This is a genomic window from Streptomyces sp. NBC_01451 (assembly GCF_036227485.1).
Lineage (GTDB): Bacteria > Actinomycetota > Actinomycetes > Streptomycetales > Streptomycetaceae > Streptomyces.
In genome coordinates, this window is record NZ_CP109479.1 from 5357586 (window position 1) to 5375940 (window position 18355).

Sequence of the window (18355 nt, forward strand, 5' to 3'; positions counted from 1 at the left end):
AGGGTTACGCTCGCTGAATGCATATGAGGCGCACACCTCGTCAGACCTGGACATTGCTCGCGGTCGCCGCGCTGCTCGTCTCCGCCTGTTCCACGGGGAGTTCGACGAGTGCGGCGAGTTCGACGGCCACGCCGACCGGCCTCGCGTCGTACTACGCGCAGAAGCTGAGCTGGCGGTCGTGCGGTGTACCCGGATTCCAGTGCGCCACGATGAAGGCACCCCTCGACTACGCCGCCCCGTCCAAGGGTGACGTCAGGCTCGCCGTCTCCCGCAAGAAGGCCACGGGCTCGGGCAAGCCGCTCGGCTCGCTGCTGGTGAACCCGGGTGGGCCGGGCGGTTCGGCGGTCGGCTACCTCCAGGCGTACGCCGGGATCGGCTACCCGGCCGAGGTCCGCGCGCGCTACGACATGGTGGCGGTCGACCCGCGCGGAGTGGCGCGCAGCGAGCCGGTCGAATGCCTCGACGGCCGCGAGATGGACACGTACACACAGACGGACACGACTCCCGACAACGAACGGGAGACGGACGAACTGGTCGGCGCGTACAAGGAGTTCGCGGAGGGCTGCGGCGGCAGTTCGTCCGACCTGCTGCGGCACGTGTCCACGGTCGAGGCGGCCCGGGACATGGACATCCTGCGGGCGGTGCTGGGCGACCGGCGGCTGACGTACGTCGGGGCGTCGTACGGAACGTTCCTCGGGGCGACGTACGCGGGCCTCTTCCCCGACCGCGTGGGCCGACTGGTCCTGGACGGCGCGATGGACCCCTCCCTGCCCGCGCGCCGGCTGAACCTCGACCAGACGGCGGGCTTCGAGACGGCGTTCGACGCGTTCGCGAAGGACTGCGTACGGCAGCGGGACTGCCCGCTGGGCAGGGAGGAACGTGAGGTCGGCACGAAGCTGAAGGCGTTCTTCGACCGCCTTGACACCTCGCCCATCCCGGCGGGCGACGCGGACGGCCGCAAGCTGGGCGAGGCCCTCGCCACGACCGGCGTGATCGCCGCGATGTACGACGAGAGCACCTGGCCGCAACTGCGCGAGTCGCTGACCTCGGCGATGCGGGACAAGGACGGCGCGGGCCTGCTGCTCCTCTCCGACGGCTACTACGAGCGCGACGCCGACGGCCGCTACTCGAACCTGATGTTCGCCAACGCGGCCGTGAACTGCCTCGATCTCCCGGCGGCGTACAACACCCCCGACCAGGTGCGTGAAGCGCTGCCGTCCTTCGAGAAGGCGTCCCCCGTCTTCGGCGAGGTCATGGCCTGGGCCTCCCTGAGCTGCGCGTACTGGCCGGTTCGGCCGACGGGCGAGCCGCACCGCATCGAGGCGAAGGGCGCCGCCCCGATCGTGGTCGTCGGCACGACCCGCGACCCGGCTACCCCGTACCGCTGGGCCCGGTCCCTCTCTCGCCAGCTCTCCTCGGCCCGCCTCCTGACGTACGAGGGCGACGGTCACACGGCGTACGGGCGGGGCAGCGACTGCATCGACGACGCGATCGACACCTATCTGCTCCGGGGGACCCCTCCGGCGGAGGGGAAGCGCTGCTCGTAGCGGCGCGGCGGGCGCCGGTACGGGGGCCTCCGGGGGTGTGCGGAGCACCCCCGGAAACTGTGTAGACTTGCGGACGTTGCTGATCGCACCATGGTGTGGACAGCGCGCCGCCTTAGCTCAGATGGCCAGAGCAACGCACTCGTAATGCGTAGGTCTCGGGTTCGAATCCCGAAGGCGGCTCCGGAAAACCCCAGGACTCACTCGCCGTGACCTGGGGTTTTTCCTTGCCCTTGACCCTTCTTGGTGAGGGCTGAAGCGCTCAGAGGGCCTGTCGACGGCGAGGTGAGGCCGAGGTGCGGCCATTCCTGCAGCGGCGCTGCAGGTGTGTGGCCAGGACGCGCGAGCTGGGAGCCGGCAACGCAGCAGGCGCTTTGTTCGATCTCCACAAGCGCAGAGGTGTGTGTCAGCCCTACCCTGCCGAGGGCCCGTTGTCACACCCCCACGTCACCATGGGTGGCATGACGGACACGAACCACGTCACCGACACCTCGCGACAGATCCCGGCCTGGGTCACCACCGTCGGCCCCGGATGGACCGAGCTGCTGGACCAGCTCCATCGCGACCTGTCCGCGCTCGATCCCGTCTACCGGGTTGAGGAGTTCGGCACCCAGCTCGGCGGGCTGCGGGTCAGCGTCGTCGATCGCTTCGAGGCCGGCGAGTTCGACGGCGAGTTCGCCGACCAAGCCGCCGCTCTGACCGATGCCGCCGAGACCGCGTCCGAGCACACCTGCGAAGCCTGCGGAGCCGCCGGGCGCATCCGTTTCCGCGGCGACGGCTCCGGGATAAGGATGCAATCCCTGTGCGAAGACTGCCGCAGCCTCGGGGTCTTCCCTTACACCGTGCACCGCGAGCACCCGGCCCCGCATTGACCAGGCGAATCCCGCTGCGAGTTGACGCGACTCGTCACACGGGGTCGGATGGCTCGTCGATATGGATCACGCTGTCGACTCGATTGTTCCCACGGCTCCTCACGCTCGTGGTCACCCGGGTCGGCCCTCCGTTGCTTCCCTCTGGGCGGCCCGCGAGCTCATCCGACCGGGTGTCAACCTCCATGTACGCGACGATCCGGAACTGTGAAGTGACGTCCAACGGCTCGAACACATCCGCCGGACGCGCCTCGGCCTGCACGAGTTTCCCCGAGCCCAAGTGGATCGCGACCCGCGGCCGGCACCGCGCATCCGACTCCCACCCCAGGAGAATGCTCGGCAGCCGGAGGGTGGACCCGGCCCGCACCACCACGGGGAACTGGATGCCGCCGTTCCCGTCCCGCAGCCACCCGTTGCCACTGACATTGAACGAAGGCGGCAAGGTGACCAGAGTGCTGCGTACTTGGGCGAGACCGACCTTGAACAGCATCCGAGCCTTCCACCGCAGACGCTTCCACAGCATCCCGTCCAGGTCTAACCAGACGGTGTACCCGTGCACAGTCACGTCCTGGCGACCGATGTTGACCACCGATGTCGATATCTCCCAGCGATCGTCGCTGCGGTGTCCACGTAAGGCGAGCACCTGAACTCGACCGCCCGTGAGCCAATGGCTCCAGACCTGCCAGGCCACTCCGAAGGCGCCCGTACTCGCACCGAACACAGCAAGCGCAGTAGTCCAACTCATGGTCCGCGAACGTATAGATCCTCCCGGCTCCGCGCCAGAGGGCCACTGCCCATCGCCATGGGGCTGCCGGGCTACGGCCCGACGTGCGCGGCGACGGTCGAGCTTCGCGCCTTAGGCAGCGCGATGCCCTGGTCCTGAGCGGCCCTGCCCGGGCGCAGTGTCCACGGCACGGGGCTCGTGTCCATCAACCATTCGTTCGCCAGCAGCCGTTGCACGATGAAGCCCCGCACTGATCGGTTCACGCCCCAGCCCATGCCCGAGCACAGCTGGTTGTAGGACGGGCCGTGGCCGTGCTCGGCCCGGAAGGCCACGGTGAACTCGGCCGCCTGCGGGCCGCGGTCGGGGTGGGAGTCCTTCCAGTCGCCGTAGGCGTCCTTGATCCACTTGGGGAAGAACTGAGGGCGAACGCGCCCCATGAATGCCTCCGCGACCCGCCCCGGTTCGAGAGCGCACATGGCGCAGTACTCGACCGTCTCGACGTGCCGTCGCAGTGCAGGGGTTGCCACTGTCTTCCACGCTGACCAGGCGGCAGCGTCGAACTGGAAATCCGGCATTCGAGGGGGCACAGTCTTGCCTTCGGCCTTCGCGGGTTCCGCCGCCCGCTCCTCTTCGGTGGGACGGCGCAGGCCCGACAAGTGGCGTACTGCAGGGTCGAGCCGGCAACGGCCCTCGGACAGCTCCGCGAGGAATCCCTTCCGCAGGAGATCAGGCAGGGCGGCACGGCAGGCTTCGGGAAGGTCGGGCGGGATCTGTCCATGGAGCTCGGACGTGCTGTGCGCGGCGAGGAACAAGCCGGCCAGCCGCGCGGCGGGCGGGAGCTTCTTGACCGGCTTGGCGGACAAGGCCCTCGTGGTCCATCCAGACACCCGTGAGCGCACGTTCTTCCCGAACGGAAGGGGGCGGTCAGCTTCCCGTGCCAGGTCAGGGACCGTGACGGGTACCGGCGTTGCCGGATCATCGCCGTCGAAGAGGGCGTCGTCCACCTGCCAGCCCAGGGCGCGGAGGGCATCGACGGCCCCGCGCGCATCGCTGAGCCGCAGGGCGGACAGGTCCGTCCCGGTGAGGTTGCCGACACCGCCACGTGCGGCCCGGATGGCCACCACCACAGCGACGAGCTGGGCGTCGGGGTCAGGAAGGCCGAGCGAGACTACGTAGCTCAGCAACGTCCGCGCAGCTTCACCTTGCTGACTCGTCAGGAGGAAAGGCAGCGTCTGGGGCTTTCCGGCCGGGGCAGTGCTGACGTTGCTGGATTCGATCTTCGACACGACGAGTCCAACGCATGCAGCAGGCCAGGGTCACGATCCATGCGCCATCTGGCGGACCGTCGCCCCTGGCGCCCCGGACCGGTTCGGAGACCTCCGAGCAGAGCCGGACAGGCGACGGCAGCCCATCCGCCGATTTGGTGCGCCCGCCTTGCGCTGCGTTCAAGCGAATTTTGGCTACGATGCGCGTGCAGCGCTCAGGCGCTGATTCTTTGTAGCGTGGGCGGTGTCGGCGTGTACATCGCGCCGACACCGCCGCGCTGCGGTACAAATCGCCTCCATGTCGAGGACCACCCCCACTCCGCCCAAGCCGGCACGCGTGATCGCACGCAGACGTAATGGAGCCGCTCGGCGCGTCGAGATCTCCGCCCAAGAGATGGAGGAAGCCTTCCGGCTCCTGCAATACGCGCCAGCTCCTGAGGCCCGTCAGCTGCGGGACAAGTTCGCTGCCATTCTCCGGCCGGTGTGCTTCTGGGCATCGTCGCGCACGGAACCGCACTCCAACTACCCGGCCTGGGGCCATTGTGCCGCGTTTGTCGGTGCGCCGAACGAGCGCTGCGTCGAGCACCAGTGGCCGCTGCCCGCCGACGTCCCGGATCCCTTCCCGGACCGGTGCACCGTGACCCTGGATGAGGAACTCCAGGACTCCCGCTGGGTGCGCTACTCCGGCGGACTGCGCTGCCCGTTCAACCGGCGTACGGAAAGCGACCGGTGTGCACATCACGATCCGCGCGATCGTGAACTGTGCGGCTATCCCCTGGGTGACGGCGGCACCTGTACGACTCCCCAGGGGGTCTTCGCATGCCACGACCACCGGTACAGGAGACTCACGGATGTCAGGGACCGACTCGAACGGCTGCCGTTGACGCTGGGCTGCGGTTTCTGCAATGCCGTCTCGGGCGAGAGCTGCACCAATGGGAACGGCCGAGTTGTCGCGTTCCACAAAAAGCGAGTCAACTCCGTCCAGGGCTCGGAGGAGCGCCAGGACCTGTCCGACACGATCGAGTGGCTGAGCCGGTGAACGGACCTGCGGCGCCCATTTACTCCCGCACGCGCTGACGCCTGCCCGGGCCAGGGCAGGCGCATGCGTAAGGACGCGCCATCCGCCGTCCTCCTGACAGGTGAACCGCCCGGTCCCGGTCCTCTGTCCCTCGATCGAGTAGATCTTGGGGGCTTCGTCCTGGTTCTCCTGGGTGACCGCCGTGCGCAAGTGCGTGCTGGTCACTGGCGTCCCGTCCCAGACGGTCGCAGGACTTGTTCGTCAGCCGCTGCGCACAGGAGTGCTGGTTTGCTACATGCCACCTCATTTCTTCTGTTTCTCCTTGAAGGTAGAGATGGCCCCTGTATCGCCCAATTCGACTGTCCGTGTGCCACACCCCGCGTCCGGTTCCCGTGTTGCTCTTGAGTCGGTGGATCCGCATGTTTTCTCCCGGCTGTTGGAGGCGGCGTGGGCGAACCGCTACTTGCCTCCCGAGGTCGCTGCGGAGGCCTCCGCACGTGGAGGGTCTGGACGTCTCGGTGTCAAGGATCTGCGTCTGCTGTTGATGCGGGCCTCGTCGCTCCCTTCCGCCGAGGCGGCTGTCTCCGGGGCGTGGGCGATTGTGTCGGCGCGTCCGGAGCTGGCCACCTCCGTGCTCCATACGCACTGCCAGGACATCGGAGCTGCGTCGGCCTTCGTGATCCGCGAGGTGCCCAGCGCGAACCCGAAGCTGTTCAGCGCTCAGGCCGGGTGGCGGCAGCCCGGCTCGAGCACCCACGGTGCCGTGGTGACCCGCCCCAGCCGCAAGGCCGCCCATCAGTGCGCGGCGGTGAGTCTGCTCGGTCACCTGTGTGGAGCCGAGCAGGTCGAGCAGGACAGCACCCTCGCCGGATGGGTGCCGGCCGGCCGCTTCTCGTCGGCTTCGCCGCCGGCCCAGGCCCGGGACGGGTCCTTCCCGACCCGCCTCCAACAGGCTCTGGAACGCCCCCAGATCGCGCCGGCAGAAGTGGCCGAGATCGTGTTGCGGATCAACGCAGGAGAGTTGATCCCGCGCGACCTGCACGCTGTTCTGTTCACCGCCCGAGCTTCAGCGTGGCTGCCTGCTCGCGAGGCGGCCCTGGCTGCGGCGTGTGATCCCGGCGTCGCTGTCGCCGTGCTGACCCTGCATCAGTCACTGCGTTACGGGCCGACGCCTTCCTATACAGAAGAAGTACGCAAGAGCGATCCCGGTCCGCCGCTCTTCCGATCGCGCGCTACCTGCATGATCGACGGAGAGCAGATCAGCGAACTCGGTCCATGGCGCAACAACAAGCGGCAGGCGCGCGGAACTGCCGCACACCGGCTGCTGGCCCAACTGGCCGGCCTGCCCTTGCAAGCGCCGCTGCCGATCCAGGCCGCAGAGCCCCACCCTGCGGCAGGCAATGGCCCCGCGCAGGAGGAGGATCCGCTGGAGCCGCTGAAGGTACTCGCCGAATCCGGCACAATCACCGAACTCGTCTTCAAAAGCGCGCCCGGCATCACGGGACTGGAACCGTTGTTCGTGTGCGTCGCCGCCTGCGTGTACCGCGGTGAGCTGCTCACCGTGACGGAGCGGGGACTTGGCCGCTCCAGCACGCGGGCATCGGCAGCGCGTCAACTGCTGGGTACCGTTCAGCGCGCCATGAAGGCAGGCCGAGGTCTGCGCCTTGGCCGCGTTCCGGTGCCGGCGCTCGGCGGCAAGAATCCGCTGATGCTCCTGAACGAGCTCAAACAGACCGGCAAGATCAGCAAGTTGGGGATCGAGGACCCCGACCAGGACTCCGCAGGATTCGTCGCACGGATCACCTGTCAGGTGCACGCGGAGTGGCTGGAGACCCTGGGGCAGGGGCCAAACAAGCGCGACGCGCAACGCCGAGCCGCCGAGGCCATGATCGAATTGCTGGCAACTCCGGCGGAGGGGCAGGGCCACGATCGGAACGCTCCCACCGCTCCTGATCCGGCGGTGGCGGCCTCCAGCTCAGGAGCCGTAGGCGCCCATCGCAATCCGGCCGGTCTCCTCGCGGACCGCGACGAGGCGGCAGCCGCCGAGGACACACTCGTTGAACTGCTGCGGCAGGACATGGAGATCACCATCGATCTGCAGGACGGCGCCGGCCGCTTCCTGCTCTACCGGGCCGACGGGCTCCCGTTGGAGGCTATCTGCCGCCGCCCGATCAGATGCTGCACGGCAGACCTCGTCCTGCCCGGCCAGGGCCTCGCGGTCGGCCCCCGTATGGTGAAATGCTGGCAGGTACCCGTGCGACTGCTGGCCAACGCCATGGCCCGGACAGCCGACGGCGACAAGATCGCCCCGTCCGCCCAGATGTGGCGCCAGGTGATCCAGCTGGGGATGGCCGTGGTCGCCGACGGCCGGGTGTACCCGACACTGGACAGCCACGGCACCGACGTGTGGCGTCTGGGCCCGCTCAACGAACACGAGCGCCAGCGCGCACGGCAGCTCCGGCAGGCCCTTGTGCCTCCCGCGCACTGCGGGGCAGCCAACGACACCCGGCCCTATCTCCTGTGGGCGCCGCGCGTCGCGATCCGCGCCGGGCTCGACGCGGTCGCCGAGGCGATGCTGCGCGGCCCCGGCACCGCAGCGGTGCTGGGACACACCCCGTTCATCGCCCCCATCCCGCAGCAGCAGCGCAGTGCCGCACTGCACCAGTGGGCCGATCGTGCCGAGGACGATCGTGCCGAGGTGCCGGCTGTGGACTTGAAACTGTCCGTACAGGCCCCGAAGAAGGGCAGCCCCAACGACACGGAACTGCTGTGGGCCGAACTGCTGGTCGCCCAGCCCACTGCGGACAGCCGTAAGCAGCAGCTGTTCCGCCGGGTTGAGCAGGTGGCCGGCGACGAGACAGTGGTGGGGCACATCCGCCGACGGCTGCGGCGCATCGCCGAGGTGTGGGAGCCGGCCAGACGGCTCCTTGAGGGCCCGGTGCCCGACCGGTTCACGCTGCTCGCCGGTGAGGCCGTCCTGCTGCTGGGCGCCACACGGGGTCAACTGGAGCGGGCCGGCCTGAGCGTGCACTGGCAACAGCAGTGGACCGACCTGCTGCGCACCCGCGCAGTGGTCGGGGGACAGCCCGACGCGTCCGCAGCCGTGCCCCGGCCGCGGTTCTCTCTCGACGACGTGCTGGACGGCCGGTGGCAGATGTCGCTCGGTGACGCCGACCTCTCGGACCAGGAGATGGACGACATCGCCCAGGCGCCACGGCCGCTGGCCAAGGTACGGGGCCAGTGGGTGATGGTCGACGAAGACACCGCCCGCCGTGCCGCCGACCGCCGCATCGGCCCGATCTCCTCGCAACAAGCCCTCCGCGCGTCCTTGACCGGGACTATCGATGTCGACGGGCACGTCATGCCCTGCGAGCCGACGGCCGCGCTCGCCGACCTCGTGGACTTCCTGCGCACTGGCTCCCGCACAACACCCGTCCCCGCGCCACAAACCTTGCAGGCAACGATGCGGGACTACCAGCATCTGGGTCTGGCCTGGCTGGCGAACACCACCAGCGCGGGCTTCGGCGCGCTGCTCGCCGACGACATGGGCCTGGGCAAGACCCTGACCGCACTGGCGCTACACCTGCACCGCCGGGAATCCACGTCCGGCGCCACCGGACCGACCCTGATCGTCTGCCCGGCCTCCGTCGTCATCAACTGGGAGCGGGAAGTCCACCGGTTCGCCCCGACCGTGCCGACCCTGCGCTACCTGGGAGCCGACCGCACCCTCGAAGACGCCACCTCCCGCACGATCATCATCACGAGCTACGAGACGCTCCGCCGCGACGTCGACCTGCTGGCCCTGCTGCACTTCGACCTGGTCGTCGCCGACGAAGCCCAGATGGTCAAGAACCACCGCACTGCCACCGCTCACGCCCTGCGCCGTATCCAGACCGCAGTCCGGGTGGCACTGACCGGCACCCCGGTGGAGAACAACCTCACCGAGGCATGGGCCCTCATGGACTGGCTCAACCCCGGCCTGTTGGGAACACAACGCGTCTTCCGCGACCAGTTCGCCCGCCCCATCGAGGACAACATCGCCGACACCGAGCGAACCACACGGCTGTCCGGCCTCATGAGCGCGTTCATGCTCCGCCGCCGCAAGAGCGACCCAGGCATCCTGACCGAACTGCCGCCCAAGGACATCCGGCCACGCATCGTCAACCTCAGTCACGAACAGATCCAGCTCTACCAACAGACAGCCGACGACACTCTCCAGGCAATCCGCGACGCCCAAGGAGTGCACCGCAGAGGCCTGCTGCTGGAGCTGTTCAACAAACTGCAGCAGATCTGCAACTCACCCGCCCAGTACCTCAAAGACCCCCTGGACGACGACTACGACCCTGAGCAGGCGGCATCCCGGTCCGGCAAGCTCGGCGCGCTCGACGACCTGCTGCCCGCCCTGACTGCCCCCGACGAATCCACGCTGATCTTCACCCGGTACCGGTTCATGGCCAAGCTCCTCGTACGGCACCTGCGCGGCCACGGCCACGACCCGCTCTACTACAGCGGCGACATCCCTTCCGTCCGCGAACGCCAGCGCATCATCGACACCTTCCAGGCCCGCTCCGGCCAGCTCATGGTGATGACGGTCAAGGCCGGAGGCACCGGCCTCACCCTCACTCAAGCCAGCCACGTCGTGCTCTTCGACCGCCCCTGGAATCCGGCCAAGGAGAACCAGGCCATCGACCGCGCCCATCGCCTGGGGCAGCAGCGCACCGTCACGGTGCACCCGCTCATCACGGAGAACACTCTGGAGGATCGCGTCGATGAACTCCTCAACCACAAACGGGCCCTCGCCGACGCCGTGCTCGCCGACAGCTACTCCGCCCTCACCGAACTGACCGACGACCAGATCATCGACCTGATCGCCCTGGGAGCACAGCGATGACCCCGAACGCATGGGCCCACACCTGGGAGACCATCCTGCGGGCCGCCATCAACGACGACGCCCTCTGGCTCGCCGGCCACAACGACCTGTCCGCGGGCGGCCTCACCCACCTCGCCCTCGAACCCGGCCGAGTCAGCGCCACCGCCAGCGACCGGCACCACACCACACCAGCACACCCGACGATCACCATGCCGGTCCTCACCGACGACCAGACCACGGCCTGGCAATCCGCCTCCCCCACCTGCGGGCACCACCAAGCCGTCCGCACCGGCAAACTCCCCGAATGCCTCACCAACCCGGCTCATACCGGCGGCGTGCCCATCCAGCCCACGTCTGACGAGATCACCTTCAGCTGCGACTGCGGCATCTCACCGTGCCGCCACATCGCCGCCCTCACCCACGCCATCACCGCACGCCTGACCACCCGCCCCGCCGACTTCGCCGCGCTGCGCGGACTCCCCGAACGCCCCCCGCAACACCGCCCCGCCGCCAGCACGGACCAGCCAGTCACCACCACCCGCACGACGCCCGGCGGAAAGGTCCACATCCCCGCCCACCACGCATGGGCCTGGTACCGCGAGTGCTCCGAACCACCCCTGCTACCCGCCTACACACACGAGCTGACCGACGAACCGGTATCAGCACTCCCGGCGCCGACTCCTCCCACACCCGCACCTGAGCCGGAACAGATCCACGCACTCATCCATGACGCCGCGGCACAGGCACGGGCTCACCTACGCGACGCCACCCAACTGGAGTGCGCACTGCACGAAGACGCACTCCGCCTGGCCGCCGCAGTTCCCGGAGTCCGGCTTCCCGAGACGGCCGAGCGCCTGGCCATCGACATCGCCGATCTACGAGAACAGATCTCGGCGTACACACCGGCCCTGCGACGTCACTGAACAGGAACATGTTGTACGACTGGCGTCACGCGCCCCAGTAGGGCTCATGTGTCTCGGCGCTGCAGTTGCCCGACGGTACGTTCGCCCCGGCGATCGTGGTGAACATGACCTTCTGGTCCTGCTGACCCCGCGGGTACCTGGACCAGCCCGCCGGATGATCACCCGGCGGGCTGGGACGCACTGCGAAGCCCGCGATGCCAGCGAGAGCGTGGGGTGCGCCCGCCCCACGTGCCGACGTCAGTCGTCGTTGAACATCAATAGGCCACCGAGTTCAGGGCAGACCTAGTTGATCGAAAGCTCAGTCATCGGATGCGCCGTGGCAGTCGTAAGTTCTCGCCCAGAGTGCTTGCCCCAGGGCCCGGACCTGGGGCGTATATTCAATCCCGCACTCGCGTGCGGCTTCCCGTGCCCGGGCTTCCTTCTCCTCATCGGTGAGGGCAGGCAGGTCGACGAATGGTTCCAAGATGTCACTGAGCCGGCCGGAAGCCGCCTCTTCGGGGCGGCTGTTGTTGGCGAGTTCCCGGCGGAGCCGGCGCTTGAGATCGCCGTCTCGGGCCCGCCGAGTAGCGGCCTTGTGGATATAGGCATTGAGGGGAACCTGGAGCTCGGCCGCGTGCTCGGCGATGGCCTCCCGCTCTGCGGCGGAGAACGTCACCACAACGTCAAAGCCCGATTCTTCTGTGCCGGTCATAGCGTCCATGATGACCGGGTTCGAGGCCGGATACTCCGTCACCCGCACCCCTTCGCCGTGCTGACCGACTGAGCGGCCCGGCTAACGCTGCTCCAGGAATCGGCGCCGGGCACACCTCGGTCACCCACCCCGGCCGGTGATCCACAGAGGGCTCCGGTCAGACGGCTGTTGACCGAAGCCCCTAGTCACGGTGTTCTCAGGCGGTGTCCTTCTCTTCCTTGTCTGAAGGGCGCTTGGGGGGCTGCATCCTCGGCAGGGTGCGGGAGGGCTCGGGGGTCTGCTTGTCCGGGACTGCGCTGAGGTGGGGGCGTGAGCGCGGGACGAGTTGGACAACCTTCTCGGCGGCGTCGCGTGCGAGGCCGTCCAGGACCGCCTGGTAGATGTCGCGGGTGATGCGGGTGTCCGAGTGGCCGAGCGTTTCGCTGACGACCTTGATGTCCACCCCGGCCGCGAGCATGAGCGTGGCGGCGACGTGGCGAAGGTCGTGGAGCCGGATCGGAGGCAGGCCGGCGGCGGTGACCAGTCGCTCGAAGAGGTCGCTCACCTTGCCCGGGTGGAGCAGGGAGCCGTCCTCCTGGGTGAATATTCGTCCGGTGTCTTTCCAGCCCTCGCCCCACTGCTCGCGCTCGCGCTCCTGACGAAGTTTGTGGGCCTGGAGGACGTCGAAGGTCTCGTCGTCCAGGGCGATGAGACGGATGCCCGAGTCGGTCTTCGGGGCGCCCTCGTGAATCTCCCAGCCGTCCTGGACGAGCTGCGTGGCGATGGCCAGGGACCGCTCAGCGGCCGACAGGTCCTCCCACCGGGCACCGCACGACTCGCCGCGCCGGGTTCCTCGGAAGGAGATCAGCCGCCACAGCGGGTAGAGCCGGTCACCCGCGACGAAGTCGAGGAACTTCCCCGTCTGCTCCGGGGTCCAGACCATGACGGGCGAAGGCTTGACTCCAGTCGCCTGCCAGCGAGCAATTCGCTCGTCGGTCCAGATCAGGGCCTTCGGCTTCGTGCCAGGGAGGAGCTCGACGTGCTCGGCCGGATTGAAGGGGGACATCACCTGCTGGGCGATGGCCACGTTCAGGGCGGCCCTGAGCGTGGCTTTGATGTGCGGCTGGGTATTGAGGCTGGTGATACGACGGAACGGCGGCATCGCGTCGAGCTGGGCCCTGAACCACCCCCGACGGGCCCGGTTCTCAGCACCCTTGTTCGGGGTCGCCTTGAGTTCGGCCTGGACTGCCTTCCTCTGGGCGTTCTGCTCCTGGATCTCGATGTTGCGCTCGTTGATCGAGTCGAACATCGTATTCAGGTGGTGGACCCTGAGCTTGTCCAGCCGGATGTTGCCCAGGTGCGGCTTGAGGTGGACACGGACGTCGCACTCGTAACGCTTGTAGCCGGTCACGCGAAGGCGCTTGCGGCCCGCCAGCCAGGTGTCGAGCCACTCGCCAACGGTGATCTTCGAGTTGAGTGCCTGGCCGGTCTTGAAGCGTCGCAGGGTCTCGTCGTAGTCCGGCAGTGGCTCCTTCGCCGCCGCGCAGGCTTCGAGGAGATCGCTGATGGCGAGCTGACCGGCCGGGTCGTCCTCGTCCGGTATCGCCATGAGCGCCGCGACCTTGGAGAGCTCCGTCTTCGCGGCGGTGGCGGTTTCGAATCCGCCCCGACGGAACCGGCGGCGGGTGCCGTCCTGGCGGGGGACAAGTTCCTGGATGGCGTACCAGAGGCCATGCCGAGTGTTGGATGCCTTGGGGCATGCCGTCCCGTACGGCTTGCCTGTGGTCGGGTTCCGGCAGGCGCACCGACGGGAGGTCGTACCGTTCTTCACTCGCTGTCCTCGGGGTTGTTCTCGGGGTGGTCGACATGGGCCAGTTCTGAGGGGAGCGAGGGCGGCACCAGATCCCGATCGCGCATGCGCCCCCGGAAAGCCCGCAGCTCGGCACAGTCCTCGAAGGCGTGCTCCTCGTAGCTGCTGGCCCGCTCCAGGAGCGCGGTCCGGCGTGCCCGGTCCAAAGTGGTGCTGGCCTGGCGGCGTCTCTCCGTGGCCAGCGCGGTGGACATCAACGCGGCGGCCACCAGGTCGCCGTGGTTACGGAAGACGTCGAGTACGTCCCGGGCGGTGCCCTCGGGCGCCGGTTGGTCCATGGGAGTCTCGCCCGTGAACCACGCGAGAGCGTCCCAGGTGGACACCTCTTTGCCCGGGAGGACCTCCACGGTGGCGGAGGTACCGAGTGGGAAGAGGAGAGCCACGGGCGGGACGCCTAGGACATCGGCCAAGACGACGAAGTCGGCGACCGTGATGCTCGTCTTGCGCCCGGACTCCAGGTTCTTCATGGAGTGCTCGGTGAACTCCGTCAAGCCGCGTTCAGCGCAGCCATGGGCGACTTCGCCCATGGTGAGGCCAGCGGCCTTGCGCGCCTCCCGCACCGCCTGGGCGATCCGAGCGGTGAACACTGTCGGCCATTGATCAGGTGTCATGTAGGCACTTTAGGTTGAGAAAAGGTGCTGCCGCAACTACGTGGTACATCTTTGGCGGCACCACGACACCAATCACCTTCAGGAGAGCATCGTGACGGCATCTTCTTCGTCCCGTGAGACGCGAGGGCTGACGAGCGACGAGCTACTCGCTTTTCCGGCGGTCATCGACCTCGACACCGCGAACCGGGCGCTGATGATCGGCCGCTCCACCGGGTACGGGCTCGCCAAGCAAGGGGAGTACCCGGTCAAGGTGCTGCGTCTCGGCAATGCCTACCGGGTGGTCACCGCCGACCTGCTGAAGCTGCTCGGCCTGGAGCGCCAGCAGTCGGGGGACGGGAAGCCTGAAGCCAGAGCTGACGAACACCGCAGCCACCCACGCAACACGCTCGGAGGCGACCCCTCCGAGTGTCTGTCTGAACTGCTCGCTGCTTGAGCATGCCAACCATGGGGGGATTCTCAAGCGAAGAATCCGGCGAAGCCGGCAAGTAAGAACGTGACGGGTACGCCGTTCGGAAGAATGGCTTCGTTGTGACTCTCGGCGTCGGGTGAAATCCGATTCGGCCGAGCCGGGTCGGTGCCGTAGAGTTCACCGTACCGACGCGGGGTGGAGCAGCTCGGTAGCTCGCTGGGCTCATAACCCAGAGGTCGCAGGTTCAAATCCTGTCCCCGCTACTCAAACGTGAAGGCCCGGTGGATACCGGGCCTTCACTGTGTCTGGCCCCGCTCGAACAGCTACGGACTACAGCCATCGCGCACCGAACCCTGGATTTGCGCATTCACTGCGCATCCTCAGCCGACATTGCGCATCGGACCGCGGACCCTACAGCCGGGGCGGGTACACGGCCGGTGCGCTCGTTCTGCAGATCCCACAGTTCGCGGAACAAGCCGTCTTGCTGGGCCAGCAGCTCCTCGGGGGTGCCGTGCTGGACGACGCGGCCTTTGTCCAAAACGACGATTCGGTCGGCGATGGTCACGTTGGTGAGCCTGTGCGTGACCAGGACGACCGCGCGGTCCGCAGCAAGCCGGCGCAGCCCGGTGAAGATGCGGTGCTCGGCCCTTGGGTCCAGGGCTGCTGTCGGTTCGTCCAGGACGAGCAGTCCGGCCGGCCGGTGGAAGGCTCGGGCTAGTGCGATCCTCTGCCACTGCCCGCCGGACAGTTCCTGACCACCCCACCATTCCTTGGCCAGCAGGGTGTTCAAGCCGTTTCGCAGTCCGTCGATGACCTCGTCGGCGCCCGCGGCATGCGCTGCGGCGAGCACTGCGGCGTCCCCGTCCTCGGTGGCCTGGCCGAGCGTGATGTTCTCCCTCGCCGACAGGGGCCAGTTCGCATAGGACTGCGGTACGACGGCAACACGCGCCCAGGTGGCATGCGCGTCCAGATCCCTGGTGTCGGTGCCATCCCAGGTGACGGCTCCTTGGTCGGGCAGATACAGAGCAGACAGGATCTTGCTGAGGGTGGTCTTGCCGGAGCCGTTCTCGCCCACCAGCGCGACGACTTCGCCGCGCCGAACCTCCAAGGAGACGTCGTCCAGGGCCGGGCGCTCTGCGCTCGGGTACTGGAATGTGATGTTCTCGGCGCATACGAGCGTGGGCACGGCCGGCGTCTGGGGGCCGCGGTCGATGCGGTGTCCGCCGGCTTCGTCGATGAAGTCCGCCCAGTCGTCCAAGTACATGCCGGTACGGAAGAGTTGGGCTCCGTAGCCGACGATCCCGTCCAGTCCCGCGCTGACGCGGCCCAATGCGAGGAACGCGGTGCCGAGGGCGGCGACCGAGATCTGCCCGGCGGACACCAGCAGCGCCAGGGCCACCCAGACCACGGCGTGGGCGAGACCTCCCGCGGCTCCGCCGACCAGGGAGATCCTGGCGGAGCGCCAGGTGGCCTGGTCGGTCGTCGTGTCGATCCGCACCCCGGCCGTGCGGTACTTGTCGAGCAGGAACGGCGCCATGGTGCCGGAGCGGACCTGGTCGGCGGTCTGCTTGTCGACCAGGTGCCAGCGGAGCATGCCCAGCAGCCGCCGGTCCTTCGTGGTGGCGAGCGAGGCGATGTAGCTGATGCGGGCCGCCCGCACGCTGGCCACGCCCTTCGGCAATGCCGCCAGGAGGAGCAGCGGCAGCAGCGTCCAGTGCACGGCGGTCAGGACGCACGCGGAGGCGATCAGAGAGGTGGAGGCGGCGAGAATGTACTGAGCTTGGGTAAGAAGGTCCCTGGAGACCTCCACTCCCCGGTCGGCCGCGTCCCAGCGGTCGTTGTATCCGGGGTTGTCGTATGCGGCCAGTTCCGCTTTGGTCGCCGCGTCGAGGAGTTCGAGTTCGGCCTCCCGGGCAATACGCGGCGCCAGCCGGGCCGACAGCGCGGTGGAGACGATACCCAGCAGGGCACGCAGACCGATGGCGACCGACAGGACGATAAGCGACGGTACGGCTGAGCGGAGCTGGTCGCTGCTGATGTGCTGAGAGGCGATCAGCGGCTTGATCACACCGGTGGTGGCCATCAGCCCGAACGCCTCCAGCACCCCCGACAGGAGCTGGACGCCGAGCAGGGCGATGACTGCGGTGCGGTCGACCTGCCAGCCCAGCGCGAGGGATCGGCGGATCAGCTGGGGCAGGCGCCGGGCCATCGCGCGGGTGGTGATCGCGTTGGCGGCCTCGATGCGGCGGTCGCCGGGGATGACGAACTTCAGCTCCTCATCCGATGCCTCCGCCTCGTCGGTCGCTGCGGTTGTGGCAGCGGGCTTCGGGATGGTGGTCATCAGCTCCAGCCCTCCACCGACACGCGGTGCCCGGCCGAGGTCGTGCGGAAGCCCAGCACGGGCTGGTTACGGATGAGAACCAGGTACAGGCCGATCACTCTTCGATACGCCATGGCGTCCCCCTGAATGCCGTGTGCGGTTGAGGCCGTTCCTCAACATCCTTGGAATGCCGTGCAGTTGCTAGCCGCCGGATGGTCATGAGGTGTCCTCGCTCGCCCCGAGGGCGGTGAGCTCGTCTTCGAGGCCCTCAAGGTCACAGAGCAGGCGCCGGATGGCGGTCTGACGCTCGCTCCAGTGCCGCTTCAGATCCAGCTCGGCGTCCCGAGGCAGGTCGTACTCGGCGGTGGTGGCGCCGTAGAAGCTGAACAGCATGTACAGCAAGGCGATCCGAGCGCAGGCCTGGACCTCTTGCATGGGGAGGCTGGGATGCTCCGAGCGGTAGGCACTCACCATGGCCAGGGCGCAGGCAGTCCACTCGGTGCTGGTCGCGACGGTGCGTGGGTCGAACGCCGCTCGCCCCAGTTCCCAGGCCGGCATCGCGCTTGCGCAGCGGAAGTCGATGATGCCGGTGACGGCATCGGAGAGGGTGATCAGGTTGGTGCGGGTGAGATCCGCGTGCAGTGCTTGTTCCACGAGCGTCTCGGGCAGCTGTTCCCGCAGCGCGGCAGCGTGGGTGCTTAAGCCCGTACGCCGCTGGTCGAGGTCGACTCGCAGTTGGTCGAGACGGTCGTGGCCTTGCCGTGTGGCTCTGGTCATCACGGTGTCGCACTTCGCTACCGCGTCCTCGACGGACTCTGTCCGCCAGCGGGTCTGCTGTAAGCGCTTGGGCAGCGGGTACGCGGCGAGCGCACGGTGCATGCGCCCCATGACGACGCCGATGTGTTCGGCGAGGGGGACCGTCATGGCCGACGACGTCACCTGGCCCGGGGCCTCGTCGACGACGGCCCATGCGCTGCCTTCCGCGATGGTGACCAGGTTGTCGTCGGCGTCGGGCCACACGCGTGGAACGGGGAGTTCCGCTGCCCGGCAGTATTCCGACATGTCCCACGCGTTGCGTGCCTCGTCCAGGTCGGCCATCGCCGGGTACTGCTTGACGAACAACCGCAGCCCGTCGTCGGTCAGGACTCGTCGGTTGATCGTGTCCGTGCCCATGTGCACCGGCTCGACGAGGTCGACGACGAGTCCGTACCGGTCCTCCAGCACGTCAGCGGTCAACGCCGCACCCCGCTCTGCTTCGTCCA

Annotated in this window: 13 protein-coding genes and 2 tRNA genes; 8 read left to right on the top strand and 7 right to left on the bottom strand. The window is 68.1% G+C overall.

Going from position 1 to position 18355, the window contains the following annotated elements; genetic code table 11:
- Nucleotides 1-17 precede the first annotated feature (17 nt).
- The 3 genes from OG595_RS23420 to OG595_RS23430 all read left to right on the top strand — a co-directional run bounded on the left by OG595_RS23420 (nt 18) and on the right by OG595_RS23430 (nt 2416).
- On the top strand, nt 18-1547 hold the full coding sequence (locus OG595_RS23420; protein ID WP_329275104.1) for an alpha/beta hydrolase: 1530 nt from the start codon (nt 18-20) through the stop codon (nt 1545-1547).
- Between the two features lie 106 nt (nt 1548-1653).
- Nucleotides 1654-1727, top strand: a tRNA-Thr gene (locus tag OG595_RS23425).
- Nucleotides 1728-2005: 278 nt separating this feature from the next.
- Nucleotides 2006-2416 (top strand): hypothetical protein, encoded by a 411-nt coding sequence (locus OG595_RS23430; protein ID WP_159015132.1) that lies wholly within the window; start codon nt 2006-2008, stop codon nt 2414-2416.
- A gap of 34 nt (nt 2417-2450) precedes the next feature.
- Here OG595_RS23430 and OG595_RS23435 read toward each other — a convergent pair whose 3' ends face one another.
- Together OG595_RS23435 and OG595_RS23440 are read right to left on the bottom strand one after the other, a co-directional pair.
- Nucleotides 2451-3158 (bottom strand): hypothetical protein, encoded by a 708-nt coding sequence (locus OG595_RS23435; protein WP_157876897.1) that lies wholly within the window; start codon nt 3156-3158, stop codon nt 2451-2453.
- Between the two features lie 71 nt (nt 3159-3229).
- Nucleotides 3230-4321, bottom strand: coding sequence for a hypothetical protein (locus OG595_RS23440; protein WP_329275109.1), 1092 nt, complete (start codon nt 4319-4321; stop codon nt 3230-3232).
- 418 nt (nt 4322-4739) lie between these two features.
- Between OG595_RS23440 and OG595_RS23445 the strand changes: the two genes are divergently transcribed.
- From OG595_RS23445 to OG595_RS23455, 3 genes are all read left to right on the top strand, one after another.
- Nucleotides 4740-5441, top strand: a complete 702-nt coding sequence (locus tag OG595_RS23445) for a hypothetical protein (RefSeq protein ID WP_329275111.1) — start codon at nt 4740-4742, stop codon at nt 5439-5441.
- Nucleotides 5442-5829: 388 nt separating this feature from the next.
- Nucleotides 5830-10311 carry an SNF2-related protein gene (locus OG595_RS23450; protein ID WP_244901711.1) on the top strand — a complete coding sequence of 1494 codons (4482 nt, stop codon included), beginning with the start codon at nt 5830-5832 and terminating at the stop codon, nt 10309-10311.
- Nucleotides 10308-11213: a hypothetical protein gene (locus OG595_RS23455; protein WP_329275115.1), complete on the top strand. Its 906-nt coding sequence runs from the start codon at nt 10308-10310 to the stop codon at nt 11211-11213. Before OG595_RS23450 ends, OG595_RS23455 begins: the two co-directional genes overlap by 4 nt.
- Nucleotides 11214-11511: 298 nt before the next feature.
- Here the strand turns inward: OG595_RS23455 and OG595_RS23460 are convergent, their stop codons facing one another.
- The 3 genes from OG595_RS23460 to OG595_RS23470 all read right to left on the bottom strand — a co-directional run bounded on the left by OG595_RS23460 (nt 11512) and on the right by OG595_RS23470 (nt 14364).
- Entirely contained in the window at nt 11512-11904 is a 393-nt protein-coding gene (locus OG595_RS23460; RefSeq protein ID WP_159015145.1) for a hypothetical protein, read from the bottom strand.
- Between the two features lie 196 nt (nt 11905-12100).
- Entirely contained in the window at nt 12101-13714 is a 1614-nt protein-coding gene (locus OG595_RS23465) for a site-specific integrase (RefSeq protein ID WP_055522497.1), read from the bottom strand.
- Nucleotides 13711-14364, bottom strand: a complete 654-nt coding sequence (locus OG595_RS23470) for a helix-turn-helix domain-containing protein (protein ID WP_046707963.1) — start codon at nt 14362-14364, stop codon at nt 13711-13713. Before OG595_RS23470 ends, OG595_RS23465 begins: the two co-directional genes overlap by 4 nt.
- A gap of 91 nt (nt 14365-14455) precedes the next feature.
- Here OG595_RS23470 and OG595_RS23475 point away from each other — a divergent pair, with 91 nt between their 5' ends.
- Both OG595_RS23475 and OG595_RS23480 read left to right on the top strand, forming a co-directional pair.
- Nucleotides 14456-14797: a hypothetical protein gene (locus OG595_RS23475; protein WP_078935616.1), complete on the top strand. Its 342-nt coding sequence runs from the start codon at nt 14456-14458 to the stop codon at nt 14795-14797.
- Between the two features lie 165 nt (nt 14798-14962).
- Nucleotides 14963-15036, top strand: a tRNA-Met gene (locus OG595_RS23480).
- Between the two features lie 104 nt (nt 15037-15140).
- Here the strand turns inward: OG595_RS23480 and OG595_RS23485 are convergent.
- Together OG595_RS23485 and OG595_RS23490 are read right to left on the bottom strand one after the other, a co-directional pair.
- Nucleotides 15141-17114, bottom strand: a complete 1974-nt coding sequence (locus OG595_RS23485; protein ID WP_173531635.1) for an ABC transporter ATP-binding protein — start codon at nt 17112-17114, stop codon at nt 15141-15143.
- Nucleotides 17115-17309: 195 nt separating this feature from the next.
- Nucleotides 17310-18329 (bottom strand): phosphotransferase enzyme family protein, encoded by a 1020-nt coding sequence (locus OG595_RS23490; RefSeq protein ID WP_244901723.1) that lies wholly within the window; start codon nt 18327-18329, stop codon nt 17310-17312.
- Nucleotides 18330-18355 lie beyond the last annotated feature (26 nt).

Bases quoted from the DNA above. Each gene is read 5' to 3' on its own strand.
- OG595_RS23435 (WP_157876897.1), bottom strand. From the start codon at position 3,158: ATGAGTTGGACTACTGCGCTTGCTGTGTTCGGTGCGAGTACGGGCGCC.
- OG595_RS23430 (WP_159015132.1), top strand. From the start codon at position 2,006: ATGACGGACACGAACCACGTCACCGACACCTCGCGACAGATCCCGGCC.
- OG595_RS23460 (WP_159015145.1), bottom strand. From the start codon at position 11,904: ATGACCGGCACAGAAGAATCGGGCTTTGACGTTGTGGTGACGTTCTCC.
- OG595_RS23470 (WP_046707963.1), bottom strand. From the start codon at position 14,364: ATGACACCTGATCAATGGCCGACAGTGTTCACCGCTCGGATCGCCCAG.
- OG595_RS23420 (WP_329275104.1), top strand. From the start codon at position 18: ATGCATATGAGGCGCACACCTCGTCAGACCTGGACATTGCTCGCGGTC.
- OG595_RS23455 (WP_329275115.1), top strand. From the start codon at position 10,308: ATGACCCCGAACGCATGGGCCCACACCTGGGAGACCATCCTGCGGGCC.
- OG595_RS23485 (WP_173531635.1), bottom strand. From the start codon at position 17,114: ATGACCACCATCCCGAAGCCCGCTGCCACAACCGCAGCGACCGACGAG.